Here is an 18,083-nt window from a genome sequence, read left to right on the forward strand (position 1 = left end):
CAGAGGATCCTTACTTCCTTCCAGGCCGGGGGGCGACTCGGATCGCCGGCCCCGGCGGTGGGGTCGGCCGGTCAGTCGGTCAGGCCGAGCAGCCGTTCGGCGTTCCCGGCGAAGATCGCGCGCAGGTGGTCGTCGGGCAGCCCCAGCTCCCGGCAGATCCGCAGCTGGTCGTCGAGGTAGCGGGTGACGTAGCCACGCGGGAACCAGGACGAGTCGCTGCCGAAGACGATCCGCTGCGGCCCGATGGTCTCGTAGCAGCGGCGGAAAAGGTCCTCCAGGGTCAGCTTGTACGGCATCCAGCGCACCCACTGGTTGGACCCGGAGGTGTCGACGTGGATGTTGGGGCAGCCCCACGCGGCGAAGAGCAGCTCCTGGACGTACTGCACGCCGAAGTGCGGGACGACCACGGCCAGCTCGGGAAAGCGGCGGGCCATCCGGGCCAGCTCCTCGGGGCCGCCGTACCGGCCGAAGGTGAGCCCACCGGCGCTGCCGTAGTGTCCGATATGGATTAGCACCGGCACGCCGAGGCGCTGGGCGGTGCCCCAGAGCGGGTCGAGGTCGGCGCCGTCCAGCGGGCCGCGCAGCAGCGGGGCGAAGAGCTTCAGCCCGCGCAGGCCCCGTTCGGTCACCGCGCGCTCCAGCTCGGCGGCGGCGTCGGGGGCGTACGGATCGTGGTGGGCGAAGCCGAGCAGCACGTCCGGGTGGCGGTCGACCACGTCGGCCACGGCGTCGTTGCCGCCGCCGGTGACGAAGACCGCCCGCCGGACGCGTACCGCCCGCAGTTCCTGCGCCCACCGGTCGGCCTCGTCCTGCCAGCGCGGCGCGGGCGGCTCCGGGTCGGGAAAGCCCCAGGCCTGCCGCCACGCCCGCGCCTGCGGCGCGGAGGCGGCGGTACGGACGGCCCGGTCGTGCTCCCCGCCGGGGTGCATCCCGGCGGCCTGCTCGCAGGCGTGGATCGTCTCGTCGGCGGCGATCCGGAAGTGCAGGTGGAAGTCGACGACGTCGAGCCCGCGGTCCATGGTCACGCCCCCTCCGGCCCGGCGGTCGGCAGCGGGTCGGCGGTGGGGGCGGCCGGCGACGGGGCGGCGACCCAGGCGGCGACGATCTCCCGGAGCCGGGCGCCGGCGAGCTGCCGGACCCGCCGACCGATGGCCTCGTCGGCCAGCGAGATGTGCCCGGACCAGCCCTGCCAGGGATCGGGTCGGGACTCCACCAGCACGTACGGGTGGCTCACCGGCAGCTTCGGCTTCGGCGGCAGGTCCTCGACCGCGTCGAGGCGTACCGCGTCGGGGTCGAAGCCGAGCACCCCGGAGGTCTCGTACGCGCCGCCGTGGCCGCGCGCCGGCAGGTCGCCGTAGATGTCGGTGGTCTCCGCCGGGGTGACCAGCTGGAACCAGTTGACCAGCAGCAGGCTGGCGGTGCGCCGGCCGGAGACCCACTCCATCGCGGCCCGGACGGTGGACATGTTGGCGTCGTGACCGTTGACGATCAGCAGTCGGGAGAAGCCGGTGGCGACGATGCCCTCGATCACGTCGGCCAGGTAGCCGACCGCGATCTCCGGGCGGATCGCCACGGTGCCGGGCCACGGTCGGGTCTGTCCGGGGCAGGCCGCGTACGGCACGGCCGGGAAGAGCACCCCGCGCGGCCCGGCGCCGTCGCCGGCGCTCTCGGCCGCAGAACCGTCGCCGGCGCTCTCGGCCGCAGAACCGTCGCCGGCACTCTCGGCCGCGAAGCCCTCGGCGAGGATGAGGTCGGTGCCGAGCGGCAGGTGCGGGCCGTGCCACTCGACCGCGCCGACCGGCAGCACCGCGAAGTCCGCCGCGGCGGCGACCGCCGCGAGTTCACCGCCGGGCACCCGGCTGACCGGGACCAGCCCACCGGCCCCGCCGAGGACACCGCCGGCCGGGCCGGCCGGGCCGGGAGTTCCGCCGGCCGCGCCGGACCTCTGAGCAGGGTTCACGCCGTCCACTTCGCCGCCTCCCGGGTGGCCTGCCGGCCGGACTGCAGCCGGCCGGAGACCACCATCACCACGAAGATCAGCACCACCTGGAGCATGCCGTACGCCGCGGCGGTGCCGACCTCGAACGAGTACATCCGGTTGTTGATCTCGACCGAGATCGGTGCGGTCTGCGAGGTGTAGATCAGCACCGAGGCGACGAACTCACCGACGCCGTTGACGAAGGCGAGCAGCGCGCCGGCGGCCACCCCGGGGATCATCAGCCGCAGGGTCACCGTGCCGAACGCCCGCGCCCAGGAGGCACCCAGGTTGCGGGCCGCCTCCTCCAACGAGGGGTCGATCTGGGCAAGCGTCGCCGAGCTGGACCGGAACACCAGCGGCAGGAACCGCACGAAGTACGCCAGCGGCATGATCCAGAAGGTGCCGATCAGCACCTGACCGAAGCTGAACGCGTTGCCGGTGCTGAACGCCGAGATCAGGTTGATCGCGACCACCGTGCCGGGCAGCGCCCAGGCCAGCATGACCGCCACGTCCAGTAGGGCCCGGCCGCGGAAGTCCAGCCGGCGCACCGCGTACGCGATCAGCACGCCGACCACGACGCAGCCGACGGTGGCGATCAGGCTCATCTGCAACGAGTTGAGGATGGGCTGGAACGCGTCCGGGTCGGAGAAGATCGTGACGAAGTTCTGCCAGGTGTACGCGGACGGGATCACCTCGGTCGTCCAGGAGCCGTCCTCGGAGAACGCCACCAGGCCGATGGTCGCCACCGGGGCCAGCAGGACCATGGTGGCCAGGATCGAGGCGGCCAGGGCGAGCCACTTGCCGAACGGGTTGGTGATCTCCCGACGGTGCGCGGCGACCCCCTTGGACTGGGAGCGGTAGCTGCGCCGCCCCTCGTACCAGCGCATGCCCAGCAGGAACAGCACCGAGACCACCGCGAGCACCGAGGCGTAGGTCGAGGCCATCGGCAGGTCGCCGTTGGTCCGGTTGATGTAGATCTGCATGGTCATCGTCCGGTCCACCCCGAACAACAACGGCGCGGTGTACGACGCCAGCGAGGTCATGAAGACCAGCAGCGAGGCGGAGACCAGGGCCGGGGTGAGCATCGGCAGCAGCACCGTCCGCCAGACCCGGACCCGACCGGCGCCGAGGTTGTAGGCGGCCTCCTCCACCGAGGGGTCCATCCCGGCCAGCGCGGCCGAGGCGGCCAGGTAGAAGAACGGGTACATGGTGAAGGTGTGCACCACCAGCACCCCGGCGATACCGCTGAACGGCAGCACCGGGTTCTCGGTGCCGAGCAGTTGCTGCAGGCCACGCGGGAGGATGCCGGTCTCGCTGTAGAGCAGCTGGAAGGAGATCGCCCCGATCAGCGGCGGCAGCGCCGCCGGCACCAGGATGATCGCCTCGATCAACCGGCGGCCGGGGAACGAGAAGCGCTTGAGCAGGAACGCCATCGCCACGCCGACGATGCCGCAGAGCAGCACGCTGGCCGCGGAGATGACCAGCGAGGTGACCAGCGCGGAGCGGGCCACCCCCTCGCCGCTGAGGAACCTGCCGTCGTTGGCCACCCCGTCCACTCCGACGCTCTCGGCGAAGGTGGCGAACATCGGCTGCACGACGTACCCGAAGAGGATCAGGGCCAGCGGGAAGACCAGCAGGTACGGGAACCAGCGCGAGTTGCTGCCGCCGGAGAACCGGTCGGCCAGGCGCGGCCGGCGCGACCCGCCGTCCGGGGTGGGGTCCTCGGTGACCGGTGGGATGTTGGCGGCGGTGGGGACAGCGGTCACGGCCGCACCACCCACATCCGCTCCCGGGTCAGTCGCAGCCCGACCTGGTCGTCGACGGCGATCCCGGCCGGTACGTCGATCGCGGCCACCTGCACCGCCTCGCCGGCGACGTCGACGATCAGGTTGGTGGCCATCCCGGTGAACTCGACCTCGCGGACCAGGCCGGGCAGCGCGCCCGGCTCGCTTGTCGAGGTCAGGCCGATGTGCTCGGGGCGGACCGAGACCAGGGCGGTGTCCCCTTCGCGCAGGCCGTGCCCGGCGGGTGCGGCGACCGCGGTCTCGCTGCCCTCGGGCAGTCCGACGGTGACGCTTTCCGCCGCGGCGGCGACCACCGGCAGGCTCAACACGTTGCTGCGGCCGATGAACCGGGCCACGAAGCTGGTCGCCGGCCGGTGGTAGATCTCCTGCGGGGCGCCGATCTGCTGCACCCGGCCGGACTCCATCACCGCGATCCGGTCGGACATCGCCATCGCCTCGGCCTGGTCGTGGGTGACGTAGATGCCGGTGGTGCCGGCCTCCTTCTGGATCCGGCGGATCTCGGTCCGGGTCTCCTCGCGCAGCTTGGCGTCGAGGTTGGACAGCGGCTCGTCCAGCAGCAGCGTCTTGGGCCGGATGACCAGCGCCCGGGCCAGCGCGACCCGCTGCTGCTGACCGCCGGAGAGCTCGTCGATGCGCCGGCCGCCGTACCCGGCCAGGTGCACCTGACCGAGGGCCTCCTCCACCCGGCGCTTCGCCTCGGCCCGGCCGACCTTGCGGATCTTCAGGCCGTACGCGACGTTCTGCCCGACCGACATGTGCGGGAAGAGCGCGTAGTTCTGGAACACCATGCCGGTGTCCCGCTTGTTCGGCGGGCGGCGGGTGACGTCCTCCTGGCCGAACCGGATCCGGCCGGAGGTGGGAAAGTAGAACCCGGCCACCATCCGCAGCGTGGTGGTCTTACCGCAGCCACTCGGGCCGAGCAGGGTGAAGAACTCCCCGGCGGCGATGGTGATGTCGACGTCGTCCACGGCTGCGGTGTCGCCGCCGCGCGCGAAGCGCTTGCTGACCGACTCCAGCGTGACATCGATCATGATGTCCTCCTTCAGATGCGCGGGCGGGGTGAAAGGAAGGGCCCCTTCTTAACGCTTCCGGTCGAGAAGGGTCCCCTTCTCACAGCTCCCGCCGCCGCAACGGCGGGCAACGGGTGCAGCGGCGGGCAGTGCCACCGACTTGGGCCACCGGGCGGCACGGGCAGCGCCACCGGCAACGCCGCACCACAACGGCAGCGCGGGAGCGCCGTGCCGCAGCGCGGGAGCGCCGTGCCGCAGCGCGGGAGCGCCGTGCCGCAGCGGAGGTGCAGCGCCGGGGCCGGGACCGGAGTACGCCGGCCCGGCGCGCGTCCGCGGTCAGCCCTGGTTCTTGATCTGGCTGTTCCAGTGGTTGATCCACTCGGTCTCGTTCTTGCCGATCACGTCCCAGTCGACGTCCATCGGCTTGAGGTTCAGCTCGGCCAGCCACTGCGGCTGGTCGGCGATCTCCACGGCCGGGATCTGGAAGTAGTCCTTGGCCAGGTCGGCGCGGAGCGAGTCCTCGAAGAGGAACTCCAGGAACTTCTGTGCGCCCTCGGTGTTGCCGCCCTTGACCGCGCCCAGCCCGTCGACCAGCACCGGGGCGCCGGAGGTCGGCATCACGAAGCCGAACGGCATGTTGGACTGGTTGGCCTGCAGCAGCACGTCCTGGAGGTTCCAGGCGCTCAGCACGCCCTGCTCACGGGAGAGCTTCAGGTAGAGGTCGGCCGGGTTGGCCGCGTACGAGCCGGTGTTGGCGTCGAGCCGCTTGAGCCAGTCGTACCCGGGCTGGGGGTTGCTGCCGTCGGGCGAGAGCCGCTGGATCATCGAGGCGTAGATCGAGCGCATGGTGCCGGAGGCGGCCACGTCCCGGATGATGATCTTGTCTTTCCACTGCGGGTCGAGCAGGTCGTCCCAGTCCTTCGGGGCCTGCTCCGGGGTGAGCGCCTTGTTGTTGTACATGATCACCTCGGGCAGCAGGATCTCCCCGAACCAGCGACCCTCGGCGTCCTTGTACTGGGCGTCCATCTTGTCGGCGAAGGACGGCTGCCAGGACTCCAGCAGCTCCTCGGCGGCACCGGCGGAGAGCCCCTGCTGGGTGCCGCCCCACCAGACGTCGGCCTGCGGGTTGGCCTTCTCGGCCCGGACCCGCTCCAGGATCTCCTGGGCGCCGATGTTGAGGATCTCCACCTTGCCCTGGTACTCGGGGTACTTGGCGGTGAACTTCTCCACCACGAAGTCGGAGACCTTCTTGTCCCGCGCGGTGTAGATGGTCAGCTTCTCGACGTCCGAGCCGCCGGCGGAGTCCGAGCCGCCACCGCCGCAGGCGGTGCCGGCGGCGAGGACGGTGGCCAGGGCTCCGGCGAGCAGAAGACGACGTCTCATGGGTACCTCCGAGGGGAAAGGGATGGTTCAGGGGCTGGGAAGCAGGGTGGGCAGGCCGCTCGCGGCGGCCGCCAGGGCGTAGCTGACCGCGCCGTGCAGGACGGCCCGGTCGCCGAGCACCGCCCGGCGTACCTCGGTGGTGGCCGGCGCGGCGGCGGACACCAGGTGTTGGAGCCGCTCCACGGCGGCGTCGTCGAGTTGGGCGGCGGCCCCGCTGAGCAGGACCCGACCCGGGTCGATCACGCAGACACAGGAGACGATCAGCCGGGACCAGGCCCGCAACAACTCGTCCAGGTACGCCCCGGCGCGCTCGTCGGTGCGGGCCAGCTCGACCAGGGCGGCCACCGGGGTGTCCGGCCGGCGGCCGGGGGCCAGCGCGACTACCCGTTCGGCGATGGCGTTCTCCGACCAGCGGGCCTCGAACGGGCCGATGCCGTCGTGTCCCCGGTCGGTGGCGTCCAGCGGCAGGAAGCCGACCTCTCCGGCGGCCCCGCCGGCACCGCGGCGTACCTGGCCGTCGAGGACCAGCCCGGCGCCGATGCCGTCGGCGACGTGCAGCAGCAGCAGGTCGGCCACGTCGCTGCCGGCCCCGGCGGCGTGTTCGCCGGCGGCCATCAGGTTGACGTCGTTGTCCACCACGACCGGTACGCCGAGGTGCCGCTGCACCGACTCCCCTATCGGTCGCCCCTCCACCAGGCCGACCGAGGGGGCCAGCCGGACCGCGCCGCCGGAGGAGACGCCGGGGGCGGCGATGGCCACCCCGCGCAGCGCCGGCAGCCCGTCACCGGCCAGTTCGGGTACGGACCGGCAGATGGTGTCGACGATGTCCCCGGTCAACCGGACCGCCCGGTGGGCGACCACGTTGCCGTCGCTGTCGGCAATCTCGCAGCTGATCCGGGCCGGCTCCAGGGCGACGGCGGCGACCAGCTCGGCGCGGGGGTTGAACTCCAGCATGGCGCGCGGGCGACCGGCCCGGGAGGTGCCGGGGCCCCGCTCGATCAGGTAACCCTCGGCGATCAGTTCGCGGACCAGCGGGGTGAGCGTGGCGGGGCTCAACCCGGTGAGCTCGGTCAGCTCGGCGCGGGAGAGCAGCCGGACTTGGCGGGCGGTGGAGATCACGGAAAGCCGCTTGATCTCCTTCGCCCGCTCCCGGCTCACCGGGCTCGTTGGTGGTGTCACCACGTCCGTCACACTTCCTTTCTACGGCGAACGAACTATTAGGTCAAGTAACGAATGCGTCTCAGCCCGCTACCAACCCGACCAGGAGCAGGAAAAACAGCCAGCAGGGCAAGAGGGGGCGGCGAGGAGCTTTCGCCCTTCAACCGGCGAAATGACCGGCTTTTATTCCTTCCGCAAACAAAGAAATACCGTCCAGGGCATTGACGGACGGCCTCGATCATCCCTAGCGTCACCGGGCGAAGGCCTTCCAGTGTGTACGGACTCCCGTACCGCTGCGCACCCGGCCGGACGCCAGCCATGGCGTACCCGGCCGTCCCTCGTCAGCGAACCGACCACCGACGCCGCGACGGCACGCACCCGGCGTGACCGTCCACGGTGGCTGCTGCTCGGACCTCGCCGCCGGGGAGGATCCGCATGCGTTCATCCCGACGGCCCGGGTGCTGGCCGCCTTCGAGGCCGCCAACGGCAGTGGTGCCCTGGCCCGGCAGGTGATCGTGCGCCGCTGACCCGGCACCGGGCGGGACGGTGGTGGCAGGCGGGATCAGCCACCACCGTCCCACCCGGCCGGTCCACGCCGCCTCCCGCCGGCCGGCGGACAGCCGCACCCGGCCGCACCGTCAGCGCAGCCGGTAGCCGGCCCACCGTCAGCGCAGCCGGTAGCCGGCCCACCGTCAGCGCAGCCGGTAGCCGGCCCACCGTCAGCGCAGCCGGTAGACGGCCATCCGGTCGGTGTCGTACCGCAGGTCGGCAAGCTCCGCCAGGACCGGCGACTCCGGCTCGACCTGCCGGTCCACCACCAGCCAGCGCACCCCGTAGCGGTCGCGCAGCTCGGCCAGGCCGGCGGCGGTGGGCGCGGTGAACGCGGCGTCGTTGGCGCGCAACCGGGCCTCGTCCCAGAACGGGGCGTACGGGCCACCGTCGCGGCCCACCATCCGGGGCGCGAACGCCCACCCCTCCACCAGCACCGAACGCTGGGCGTACCCGCTGAGCCAGAACGACCGGGCGTCACACCAGCCGTTCACCACCGTCCAGCAGTGCACGTTGGTGGCGAGCACGTCGGCCGGGTCGCTGGCCGCGTACACCCAGCGGGCCGCCGCCACCCGGGAGGCCGGCATCGGCACCACCGCGTACGCCCCGCCGTTGGGGAAGGTCCGCGCCGCCCGCGCGTCCAGCACCAGGCCGGGTGCGCCGGCCACCAGCACCCCGGTCAGCAGCACCGCGCCACCGGTGCCGGCCAGGGCCGGCCAGCGGCCGACCAGCGCCGGCCAGTAGAGCGCCACCAGGATCGCCAGCAGCGTCAGCACCCCCGCCCAGATCAGCAGCGGCAGCACCGCGGCGTACCCCGGCTCCGGTGCGGCAGTGGCCGGGAAGCGCAACTGGTACGCGGTGAGCAGCACCGCGAAGCCGACCGCCGCGCCGGCCAGCCGGCGGCGGCCCCGCGCCGACAGCGCGGCCCGGTCCAGCACCTCCGCCCAGCCCCACGCCGACAGGATCACCCCGAAGGCGAACCCGGCCCGCAGGAAGTACTGGTTGCTGCTGCCCGGATGCCCGACCAGCAGATACGCCGCCGGGCCCGCGACCGCCCCGCCGAGCAGGAAGACCTGCACCGGCTCCGGCCGCCACCGACGCAGCCGCAGCAGGGCCAGCGCACCGGCCAGCCGGAGTTGGAGGTTGAGCAGGAAGGCGAGGCAAACCGCCACCCAGACCAGTCCGGTCACCAGCACCGGCCGGTCCGCCGTCGGCTCGACGTACCCGCGCAGCCCGGAGAGCGGGTCGACGGTGACGCCGTGGCTCTCGAAGGCGAAGAGCACGGCGGTGGCGAAGAGCTGCGCGGCCAGGGTCAACCCGACGGCGGCGAGCACCGCGCGGGGCAGCCGCCGCCGGCCCACCGTCAGCACCACCGCGGCCAGGCCCAGCGCGGCCAGCACCACCGGCACCGAGCTGGCCTTCGCCCCGGTGCTGGCGGCCAGGAACCCGGCGGCCAACACCCACGCCCCACCGCCCAGCGGCGGCACGGTCACCCGCCGGGCCCGCCCGACGATCTCGCCGAACACGGCGAGCAACGGCACCAACAACACCCAGCTGTACGTCATCGACGGGCTGCCCCAGACGATGAAGGTGGTCTGGGTGCCGAAGAGCTGCCGCAGCCCGTTCTCGAAGCCGAACTCGCCGACGGTGAACATCAGCGCCGCAGCCGCCGCACCGGCGTACGGCCGGCCGGTGATCCGCCACCCGACGACCGCGACCAGCACGACGGCCAGCGCGCAGAGCGCCGGCACCCCGAGCCGGAAGAAGACCGTCGGCAGGTCGACCCCGCTGACCAGGCTGCTCGCCGCGAGATGGGCGAAGCCGAACCAGTGGTAGTGCAGCGGCTCCCCGGCCACCTGCGGCACCTGCAACGGCACCTGGTGGGTGGCCGCGCCGGCCAGCGACAGCTGGAACGCCAGGTCGATGTACTGCGCCTGCCCCTCCTCGGTGGGCAGCACCGGGTTGACCCGCAGGAACGACTCGACCAGGTAGAGGGTGAAGCCGACCACCACCCCGGTCACCGACCAGGCCCAGCCCGTCGGCACCGGCCGGTAGCCGGTGGGTCGCCAGTGCCGACGCAGCGCCGGCACGGCCGCGAACGGCACGACCACCGCCAACGGCCAGAGCCACAACCACCCGGGTACGCCGACGGCGGCGAACACCGCCCAGCCGGCCAGCTCCAGCACCAGCCCGACGGCGGCCCCCATGGCCAGGTCCTCGACCAGGGTGTGCGGGTGGCGGCGCAGCGCCCGGTACACCAACGTGCCGGGCAACAGGACGGCCAGCAGCGCGTACCCGCTCCAGCGGGCCAGGTCCGCCGCGGGCGTACCGGTCAGCAGCAGGCACGTCGCGACGAACCCGACGCCGACGACGGCCGGTGCCCAGCGCGGCACGACCCGACGCAGGACGGTCCGGGCCCGGTCACCGGTGGTGTCGGCTCCGGTGACCGGCCCGGGGGCGAGGGTGCTCACCGTAGGCTGTCGACCAGCTCGACCCGGCCCGGACCGGTCGGGTCGGCGGGTTCGGCGGTGTCGGTGGCCACCAGGTACGGCGGGCGGGCCTGCACGGCGGTGTAGATCCGCGCGACGTACTCCCCGAGCAGCCCCAGGCAGAGCAGCTGCACCGCGCCGAGGAAGAGCACCGCGACGTAGAGCGAGGGCCAACCGGTGACCGTGGCCCCGGCGGCCCAGGCCAGCACGGCCACCACCACCAGCGTCCCGCAGATCGCCACCCCGGCCAGCCCCAGCCAGGTGGCCAGGCGCAACGGGGCGGCGGAGAAGCTGGTGACACTCTCCGCGGCCAACCCGAGCATCCGCGACAGCGGGTACTTGGTCCGCCCGGCGACCCGTTCGGCCCGCTGGTAGCTGACCTCCCCGCTGGGGAACCCGAGCCAGGGCACCACCAGCCGCAGCACCGGGTTGCGTTCGGGCAGCTCCCGCAGCTCGTTCACCACCGCCCGGCTGAGCAGCCGGAAGTCGCCGGCCTGGGCCGGCACCTGCTTGCCGACCAGCCGCCGCATCAGCCGGTAGTAACCGGCCGCCGTCCACCGCTTGAACGCCGTGTCGCGGCTGCGGTCGGCGCGTACCCCGTGCACCACGTCGAGACCGTCCACCCTGGCCCGGCGCAGCATCTCCGGGATCACCTCGGGCGGGTCCTGCAGGTCGGCGTCGATGCTTACCACGTACGCCCCACGAGCCCGGAACACCCCGGCGAGCAGGGCCGCCTGGTGGCCGCTGTTGCGACGCAGGCGCAGCACCCGCAGCTGCGGCCAGCCCGCCCGCAGCCCGGCCAGCCGGCCGCCGGTGCCGTCGGTGCTGCCGTCGTCGACCGCCAGCACCTCGTACGGCTCGGCGAGGTCGTCGAGGACGGCGCGCAGCCGGCGGGCGAGCAGCGGCAACGCGCTCTCCTCGTTGAACACCGGGATCACCACGGAGAGAGTCGGCCCCGGTCCGGTCACGGCGCTGGCCCCCGTTCGGCTGGCTGTCGGACAGCCGAACGCTACCAGTCGCCCGGCCCGTCGCCGGCGCGCCGAGCCGGTCGGGCAGGTCGGTCGACGCAGGTGACGGCGGGTGCCGGACCGGTCGGTTCCGGGCGCGCCGTGCGGTTCGACGCGGGTCAGCCGGTGCAGGTGGTGGCGGGTAGGCCGGTGACCGGCACGGGTGCCCGCCCGGTCGGCTCGGCCTTGCCGGCCAGCACCTGCGCCAGACCCGTCATCGACGCCCGGCTCGACGAGTAGGTGGCCAGCAGGGTCGGCGACGTCGCCTTCGACAGCAGGTACGGGGTGTCCATGGCGACCGTGACCGCCGCGTCGGCGCTCAGGTCACCGGTGCCGTCGCCGTACCCGACCAGGTGCACCACCTTGCCGCCGCTGGGCACCACCTGCGCCCCCGCCTTGGTCAGCGCCTCGGTGAGCACCCGACGGGTGCCGTCGCGCCCGCCGGAGGAGGTGATGGTCAGCTTGCCGGCCACCGGCGCCGGACGGCACGGCCCCCGCAGCACGGTGACCGCCGCCCCGGCCAGCCGCTCGGCCGCCGCCCGGTGCTCCGGGGCGTTCAGCGTGTCCAGCTGCGGGGTGGGCCCGTCGGCCAGCCGGAACTTCAGGGTCAGCACCCGGGTGACCGCCTCGACCAGCCGGGCCCGCTCCAGGGTGCCGTCGCGCAGTGCGGCCAACAGCCCGTCGTAGGCCTGGGTGACGTTCGGCGGCATCAGGATCAGGTCGTTGCCGGCCTTGAGCGCCCGGACCGCGGCCTCCCCCGGTGACCACTTCTTCGCCGGGGCCATGTTCATCCCGTCGGTGATCACCACACCCTGGAAGCCCAACTGTCCGCGCAGCACGTCGGTGAGCAGCTTGTGCGAGAAGGTGGCCGCGGTGCCCTTGTCCACCGACCGCACGTCCAGGTGGCCGGACATCACCGCGAGCGCCCCGGCGTCGATGCCGGCCTCGAACGGCGGCCACGCGCTCTTCTCCAGCTCCTTGCGGGGCTGGTCGAGCACCGGCAGCTCCTCGTGCGAGTCGTCGGCGCTGTGGCCGTGCCCCGGGAAGTGCTTGACGGTGGCGGCCACCCCGGCCGACTGCAGCCCGCGTACCGCCCCGTCGACCTGCGCCGCCGCCCGTTTCGGGTCCGCGCCGAAGGACCGGGAGCCGATCACCCCGCTCCGGCTGACCAGCACGTCGGCCACCGGGGCGAAGTCCAGGTTGATCCCCATCGCGGCCAGCTCGGTGCCGGCCACCCGCCAGGCGGCCTCGGTCAGCTTGGGGTCGGCGGCGGCACCGGCGGCCAGGGCGGTCGGCAGCAGGGTCACCCCGTCGGTGATCCGGGTCACCACGCCGTGCTCCTGGTCGGTGCCGATCAGGAACGGCGCGGCACCGCTGGGCAGCCGCTGCGCCGCCGTGCGCAGCCCGTCGGTCAGGGCCCGGACCTGCTTGGGGTTGTCCACGTTCGTGGTGGCCTGGTTGGCGGAGGTGGGGTCGTCGGCGCTGAAGCCGACCAGGATCAGCCCGCCCAGCCGGTACTTCTCCACCATCTCGGCCGGGGTGTCGACGCCGGCCAGCGCCCGGTTGCCGGCGGCCGACCCGGCGGAGACCTTGGTGGCGGTGTCGCCGTACGCGTAGGGCATCAGCACCTGACCCACCAGGTCCTCGTCACCGAGGGTGCCGACCAGCGCGGCGGCGCGGGCCGCCGGGTCCGTGGCGGGGCCGCCGTCCGGCGCCGGGGTACCGCTCGGCGCGGCGCTCGCCGGGGCCGACGCGGACGGGGCGGCCGAGGCGTCGGCCCGGGGCTCGGGGTCACCGGAGCAACCCGCCGCGACCAGCACCGTCACCGCGAGCGCCGCCGCGAGCCGCCGGGACCCACCCGGGGTACGCGACGGGGTGGACCGGGAGGTCCGACGGTCGGGCAGGGTCCGGTGGCGTGGGGAGGTCGACACGTCCCCATCCCACCAGCCCGCCGCCGGTACGGCCAACCCGCAGGTCAGCCCACTCGGGTGAGCAGGGTCACCGGGGCACCGTCACCGGCGTGCCGGTACGGCTCCAGCTCGGCGTCCCAGGCGGTGCCGAGCGCCTTGTCGAGGGCGTGCGCCAGCGCCTCCGGGGCGCGGGCGGTCGACATGATGCTGCGCAGCCGGTCCTCGCCGAGCTGGATGTCGCCGGCGGCGCCGACGGTGGCCCGGAACAACCCGCGACCGGGGACGTACATGAAACGCTCTCCGTCCGCCCCGGTGCTCGGTTCCTCGGTCACCTCGAAACGGATCATGGGCCACTGCCGGAGGGCAGCAGCCAGCTCGGCACCCGTCCCCGGGCGACCGGTCCACCTGCACTCGGCCCGTCGGGCCGTGGGATCGACGGGCTGAGCCGTCCACTGCAGGTTGACCGGCGCGACAAGGACGCGCGCGATCGCCCACTCGACGTGTGAGCACACGGCGAGCGGGGTCGAGTGGACGTATACGACGCCACGCGTTGGCACGGTGACCTCCCGGAGAGCGAGGTGCGTCTTCCCCTACGACCTCGCGTCGCCCGAGTGGCGCCTGCGAACACATGATGACCCGTGGGACGGATGATGCGCCAGAGAATCGGAAAAATCGCCGGTGGGAACAGCCGCCCCGGACGGGTGGTTGGCCTGATCGGCGACCGTGGGGGACCGTCCGGGCCCCGCGTTCGTGTACAGTTCTCCCGGCGGCTTGTGCCGCTGACTTCTTCGGCGGGCCGAGGCCTCCCGGGTGTCACCCGCCGCACCATGCACGTCAAACCGCACCACGCACGTCCGCCCCCCGGACGTCCCGTCCTCCCGTACGTCTCACAAGGAGCACCTCCGTGGCGAGCAACACCTCAAAGACCGCGCGCGCGTCCGTCCGGGCCGGCCAGGCTGGCCAGGGTGGCGCCCTCAGCGTGCTGGGCGAGTTCAAGTACCTCATCCCGCTCAACGGCGGCAAGCACGCCTACGTGCGGAACCTGACCAACGGCAAGACCTCGCACCTGCGCACCGACTCCGAGGCCTTCGTCGAGGAGATCCGGGTGCTGGCCGCCGCCGGCCACGCCGCCAAGATCCGGGCCGAGCTGAACGGCCTCGCCGCCACCCACCCCGGCGACGGCTGGGACGCCACCGAGAAGCGCCTGGTCGAGGCCGGCGTCTTCGAGGGCTGAGCCCCGCCCCTTCGTGGTGCGGTCCGCCGCCCACCCGCACGACATCGCACCGCCCGTCGGCTCTGCCGGCGGGCGGTGTCGTCGTCTGCCCCGACACCGCCGACGGCGGATGCCGAGTCGGTCACGGGACCGGCGACGGTGGGGTCGGGGGCCGGGCACCGGTGGCGGTGGCCGGAGGCCGGGTGGTGGGATCGGGACGGGTCCTGACATGGGCCGGAAGCGCTCCCCGTACTCTCACCCGGTCGGCCCGGCGCACGGCCGGCACGCCCGCCGCGGCCCCGGCCGCCGTGCCACAGGAGCTTGCTGCGTTGACCGACCACACCGCCCTGGACCGTGAGATCGCCGTCGAGCAGCGGCACCTGGACCGGGTCTACGCCCGGCTGGCCGAGCTGCGCCGGGCGGCGGCCCGGGCCGAGCGGGACGGGTACCGGCTGGCCAAGGTCGGCAACTTCGGGGCGCTGGTGGAGCGGGACGCGATGGTGTTCCACGCCGCGCAGCGCCGACACGTCCTCGACGCCGAACACGAGGGGCTGGTCTTCGGCCGGCTGGACCTGCGCGAGGGCCCGGTGCTGCACGTCGGCCGGCTGGGCGTCCGCGACGACGACGCCGAGACGCTGGTGGTGGACTGGCGGGCGCCGGCCGCCGAGCCGTTCTACCGGGCCACCCCGGCGGCGCCGCTGGGCGTGGTGCGCCGCCGGACGATCCAGTCCAGCGGTGAGCGGGTCACCCGGATCGAGGACGACCTGCTCGACCCGGTCGCCGCGCCGGCGGAGATGACGGTGGTCGGTGACGGCGCGCTGCTGGCCACGCTCTCGAAGGCCACCGGACGGGGCATGCGGGACATCGTCGCCACCATCCAGCGGGAGCAGGACGAGGCGATCCGCTCCCCCGCCTCGGGCGTGACGATCGTCTCCGGCGGCCCCGGCACCGGCAAGACGGCGGTCGCCCTGCACCGGGCGGCGTACCTGCTCTATGCCGACCGCAGCCGGTACGCCGGCGGCGGCATCCTGGTGGTCGGCCCGTCCACGGTCTTCGTCGAGTACATCGCCTCGGTGCTGCCGTCGTTGGGCGAGGAGACCGCCACCCTGCGTTCCCTGGGCACGCTCTTCCTCGGGCTGACCTCGACCCGCACCGACCCGCCGGAGGTGGCGGCGGTGAAGGGGTCGCTGCGGATGCGGCGGGTGCTGGAACGCGCGGTGCGCGACGCGGTCCCGGACGGCCCCACCGAGCTGCGCCTGCTGTACCGGGGTGAGCTGCTGCGGTTGGGCGCCGAGGAGCTGACCGGTATCCGGGACCGGGCGCTGTCCCGGGGGGCACGCCGCAACGAGGTCCGCCGCGCCGGGTTCGACGGGGTCTTCGCCGCACTCTGGGCACAGGCCCGGCGACTGCGGGTGGGGCGGCTGCCGGAGCAGCGCTCGTTCGAGGACGAGATCGCCGACCGGCCGGAGTTCCGGGAGTTCCTCAAGGCGTGGTGGCCCCGGCTGCATCCCCGGCACGTGCTGGGCTGGCTGGCCCGCCCCGAGCGGCTGCGGGCGTACGCGGGTGGGGTGTTGTCCCGGGTGGAGATCCGGCTGCTCACCGAGGCCTGGCGGAGTCTGGACACCGAGGGCCTGACCATCGCCGACATCGCCCTGCTCGACGAGCTGGACGCGCTGCTCGGCAAGCCGATGAAGCCGGCGCGGGCCAGGCGTGACCCGTTCCAGCTGGCCGGCGGGGTCCGGGAGCTGAGCACCTTCGGCGACCGGCAGCGCGCCGCCCGCGAGGCGGCCCGGCAGCGGCCGGAGGACTACCGGGAGTACGCCCACGTGGTGGTCGACGAGGCGCAGGACGTCTCGCCGATGCAGTGGCGCATGATCGGCCGGCGGGGGCGGTTGGCCTCCTGGACGGTGGTGGGTGATCCGGCGCAGAGCGCCTGGACCGGTGATCCGGCGGAGCTGACCCGGGCCCGGGACCAGGCGCTGGGTCGGCGGCCCCGGCACCACTTCACGTTGACCACGAACTACCGCAACTCGGCGGAGATCTTCGCGGTGGCGGCGGCAGAGATCCGCCGGCTCGACCCGGAGCTGGCGTTGCCCACCGCGGTGCGGTCCACCGGGGTCGAGCCGGTGCAGCGGGTGGTGCCGGCGGCCGAGCTGGCGGAGGCGACCGTGGCGGAGGTGACCACGCTGCTGGACCAGGTCGCCGGGACGGTCGGGGTGATCACCCCGGTACCGCGCCGGGCCGAGGTGGCCGGCTGGCTGGGCGAGCGCGGCGGCGCCCGGCTCCAGGTGGTGACCAGCCTGCAGGCCAAGGGCATGGAGTACGACGGGGTGCTGCTGGTCGCGCCGGGCGAGATCCGGGCCGATCCGGGCTCCGGGGTACGCACCCTCTACGTCGCGCTGTCCCGGGCCACCCAGCGCCTGACCACCCTGGAACCCGCCGACTGACCGACCGGCACCCTTTGCTTGCACACATTGCGATGTGAGCATATGTTGGACCGGGTCCGGTCGGCAGACGGAGGGTGTTGGCGTGGGCGCAGGACATGACCACCAGGCCGCGGTGACCAACGCGGGGCACCGCTACCGCGGACGACTCTGGGCCGCCCTGCTGCTGCTGGCCGTCTTCACGGTGGTGCAGACGGTCGCCGCCTTCGGCACCGGCTCGCTGGCACTGCTCTCCGACGCCGGGCACATGTTCACCGACGTGCTCGGCATCGGCATGGCACTGGCCGCGATCACCGCCACCCGGCGGGTGGCCGCCGACCCGCAGCGCACCTTCGGCCTCTACCGCCTCGAGGTGCTCGCCGCGCTGGCCAACGCGGTCCTGCTCAGCGGCGTCGCGGTCTACGTGCTGATCGAGGCGGTACGCCGACTCGGCGAACCACCGGAGGTGCTCACCGGCCCGATGCTCGGGGTGGCCGTGCTCGGCCTGCTGGCCAACGTGGTCGCCTTCGGCCTGCTGCGCAAGGGTGCGCAGGAGAGCATCAACCTGCGCGGGGCGTACCTGGAGGTGCTCGCCGACCTGCTCGGCTCGCTCGGGGTGATCGGCGCGGCCCTGGTGATCATGACCACCGGCTGGTGGTGGGTCGACCCCCTGGTGGCGGTCGGGATCGGGGTGTTCATCCTGCCCCGGACCTGGCGGCTGGCCCGGGCTGCGCTGCGCATCCTGGTGCAGGCCGCCCCGGAGCACCTGCAGGTGACCGAGGTGCACGACCGGCTCAGCGCGGTTCCCGGGGTGGCCGAGGTGCACGACCTGCACCTGTGGACCCTGACCTCGGGGATGGAGGTCGCCTCGGCCCACCTGACGATGACCCCCGACGCCGAGGTCGGCCCGGTCCTCTCCGCCGCCCGGACGGCGCTGCGGGAGGACTTCCACATCGAGCACGCCACGTTGCAGATCGAGCCCGGAGCGTCACCTGGGGCCTGTGGTGCGGTTGAGTGGTAATTAGCGCAACCTTAAATCTCTGGGTGTATTGTCCCTTTCGTGCATGTTCTACCGTTGTCACGACCCGTCCCACAGGCCCCAGCGCCTGCACGGGTCACACCGGCACCGGTAGGCTCGGTCCCGGCCTCCGCCAGGCG

Annotated in this window: 14 protein-coding genes; 4 read left to right on the forward strand and 10 right to left on the reverse strand. The window is 73.4% G+C overall.

The genetic code is table 11. The features are described 5' to 3' along the window. Nucleotides 1-71: 71 nt before the first annotated feature. The 6 genes from GA0070617_RS21695 to GA0070617_RS21720 form a co-directional block, all read right to left on the reverse strand. Nucleotides 72-1,019 (reverse strand): amidohydrolase family protein, encoded by a 948-nt coding sequence (locus GA0070617_RS21695; RefSeq protein WP_091441705.1) that lies wholly within the window; start codon nucleotides 1,017-1,019, stop codon nucleotides 72-74. A 2-nt stretch (nucleotides 1,020-1,021) separates the two neighbouring features. Beyond that, nucleotides 1,022-1,960, reverse strand: a complete 939-nt coding sequence (locus GA0070617_RS21700; protein WP_091446947.1) for a creatininase family protein — start codon at nucleotides 1,958-1,960, stop codon at nucleotides 1,022-1,024. After that, complete coding sequence (locus GA0070617_RS21705; RefSeq protein ID WP_229688227.1) at nucleotides 1,957-3,744, reverse strand: ABC transporter permease; 1,788 nt, start codon at nucleotides 3,742-3,744, stop codon at nucleotides 1,957-1,959. Before GA0070617_RS21705 ends, GA0070617_RS21700 begins: the two co-directional genes overlap by 4 nt. Beyond that, nucleotides 3,741-4,814 (reverse strand): ABC transporter ATP-binding protein, encoded by a 1,074-nt coding sequence (locus GA0070617_RS21710; protein ID WP_091441707.1) that lies wholly within the window; start codon nucleotides 4,812-4,814, stop codon nucleotides 3,741-3,743. Before GA0070617_RS21710 ends, GA0070617_RS21705 begins: the two co-directional genes overlap by 4 nt. 315 nt (nucleotides 4,815-5,129) lie before the next feature. Continuing rightward, entirely contained in the window at nucleotides 5,130-6,176 is a 1,047-nt protein-coding gene (locus tag GA0070617_RS21715) for an extracellular solute-binding protein (protein WP_091441710.1), read from the reverse strand. 27 nt (nucleotides 6,177-6,203) lie between these two features. Beyond that, a complete protein-coding gene (locus GA0070617_RS21720; RefSeq protein WP_091441713.1) occupies nucleotides 6,204-7,367 on the reverse strand; it encodes an ROK family protein in 1,164 nt (387 codons plus the stop codon). A gap of 350 nt (nucleotides 7,368-7,717) precedes the next feature. On the opposite strand from GA0070617_RS21720, the gene GA0070617_RS30740 reads away from it, so the two are divergent. Then, nucleotides 7,718-7,861, forward strand: a complete 144-nt coding sequence (locus GA0070617_RS30740) for a hypothetical protein (protein WP_175440617.1) — start codon at nucleotides 7,718-7,720, stop codon at nucleotides 7,859-7,861. Nucleotides 7,862-8,053: 192 nt separating this feature from the next. Here the strand turns inward: GA0070617_RS30740 and GA0070617_RS21725 are convergent, their stop codons facing one another. The 4 genes from GA0070617_RS21725 to GA0070617_RS21740 form a co-directional block, all read right to left on the reverse strand. After that, nucleotides 8,054-10,354 carry a hypothetical protein gene (locus GA0070617_RS21725; protein WP_091441716.1) on the reverse strand — a complete coding sequence of 767 codons (2,301 nt, stop codon included), beginning with the start codon at nucleotides 10,352-10,354 and terminating at the stop codon, nucleotides 8,054-8,056. After that, the gene (locus GA0070617_RS21730; RefSeq protein WP_373868319.1) at nucleotides 10,351-11,340 is read right to left on the reverse strand and encodes a glycosyltransferase family 2 protein; all 990 of its coding nucleotides are present in this window, start codon (nucleotides 11,338-11,340) and stop codon (nucleotides 10,351-10,353) included. The genes GA0070617_RS21725 and GA0070617_RS21730 overlap by 4 nt, the downstream gene beginning before the upstream one ends. 158 nt (nucleotides 11,341-11,498) lie before the next feature. After that, on the reverse strand, nucleotides 11,499-13,205 hold the full coding sequence (locus tag GA0070617_RS21735) for a glycoside hydrolase family 3 protein (RefSeq protein WP_373868326.1): 1,707 nt from the start codon (nucleotides 13,203-13,205) through the stop codon (nucleotides 11,499-11,501). A 149-nt stretch (nucleotides 13,206-13,354) separates the two neighbouring features. Next, nucleotides 13,355-13,846 carry a DUF3145 domain-containing protein gene (locus GA0070617_RS21740; protein WP_091441721.1) on the reverse strand — a complete coding sequence of 164 codons (492 nt, stop codon included), beginning with the start codon at nucleotides 13,844-13,846 and terminating at the stop codon, nucleotides 13,355-13,357. A gap of 347 nt (nucleotides 13,847-14,193) precedes the next feature. Between GA0070617_RS21740 and GA0070617_RS21745 the strand changes: the two genes are divergently transcribed. From GA0070617_RS21745 to GA0070617_RS21755, 3 genes are all read left to right on the forward strand, one after another. Then, nucleotides 14,194-14,523 carry a hypothetical protein gene (locus GA0070617_RS21745; RefSeq protein ID WP_091441724.1) on the forward strand — a complete coding sequence of 110 codons (330 nt, stop codon included), beginning with the start codon at nucleotides 14,194-14,196 and terminating at the stop codon, nucleotides 14,521-14,523. 308 nt (nucleotides 14,524-14,831) lie between these two features. Beyond that, a complete protein-coding gene (locus GA0070617_RS21750) occupies nucleotides 14,832-16,949 on the forward strand; it encodes a HelD family protein (protein ID WP_091441727.1) in 2,118 nt (705 codons plus the stop codon). An 82-nt stretch (nucleotides 16,950-17,031) separates the two neighbouring features. After that, nucleotides 17,032-17,946, forward strand: a complete 915-nt coding sequence (locus GA0070617_RS21755; protein ID WP_091441730.1) for a cation diffusion facilitator family transporter — start codon at nucleotides 17,032-17,034, stop codon at nucleotides 17,944-17,946. Nucleotides 17,947-18,083 lie beyond the last annotated feature (137 nt).

This window comes from Micromonospora yangpuensis (assembly GCF_900091615.1).
GTDB classification, from domain to species: Bacteria; Actinomycetota; Actinomycetes; order Mycobacteriales; family Micromonosporaceae; genus Micromonospora; species Micromonospora yangpuensis.

Excerpts from the sequence above, each read along its gene's own strand:
- GA0070617_RS21695 (WP_091441705.1), bottom strand. The coding sequence starts at position 1,019 with ATGGACCGCGGGCTCGACGTCGTCGACTTCCACCTGCACTTCCGGATC.
- GA0070617_RS21710 (WP_091441707.1), bottom strand. The coding sequence starts at position 4,814 with ATGATCGATGTCACGCTGGAGTCGGTCAGCAAGCGCTTCGCGCGCGGC.
- GA0070617_RS21715 (WP_091441710.1), bottom strand. The coding sequence starts at position 6,176 with ATGAGACGTCGTCTTCTGCTCGCCGGAGCCCTGGCCACCGTCCTCGCC.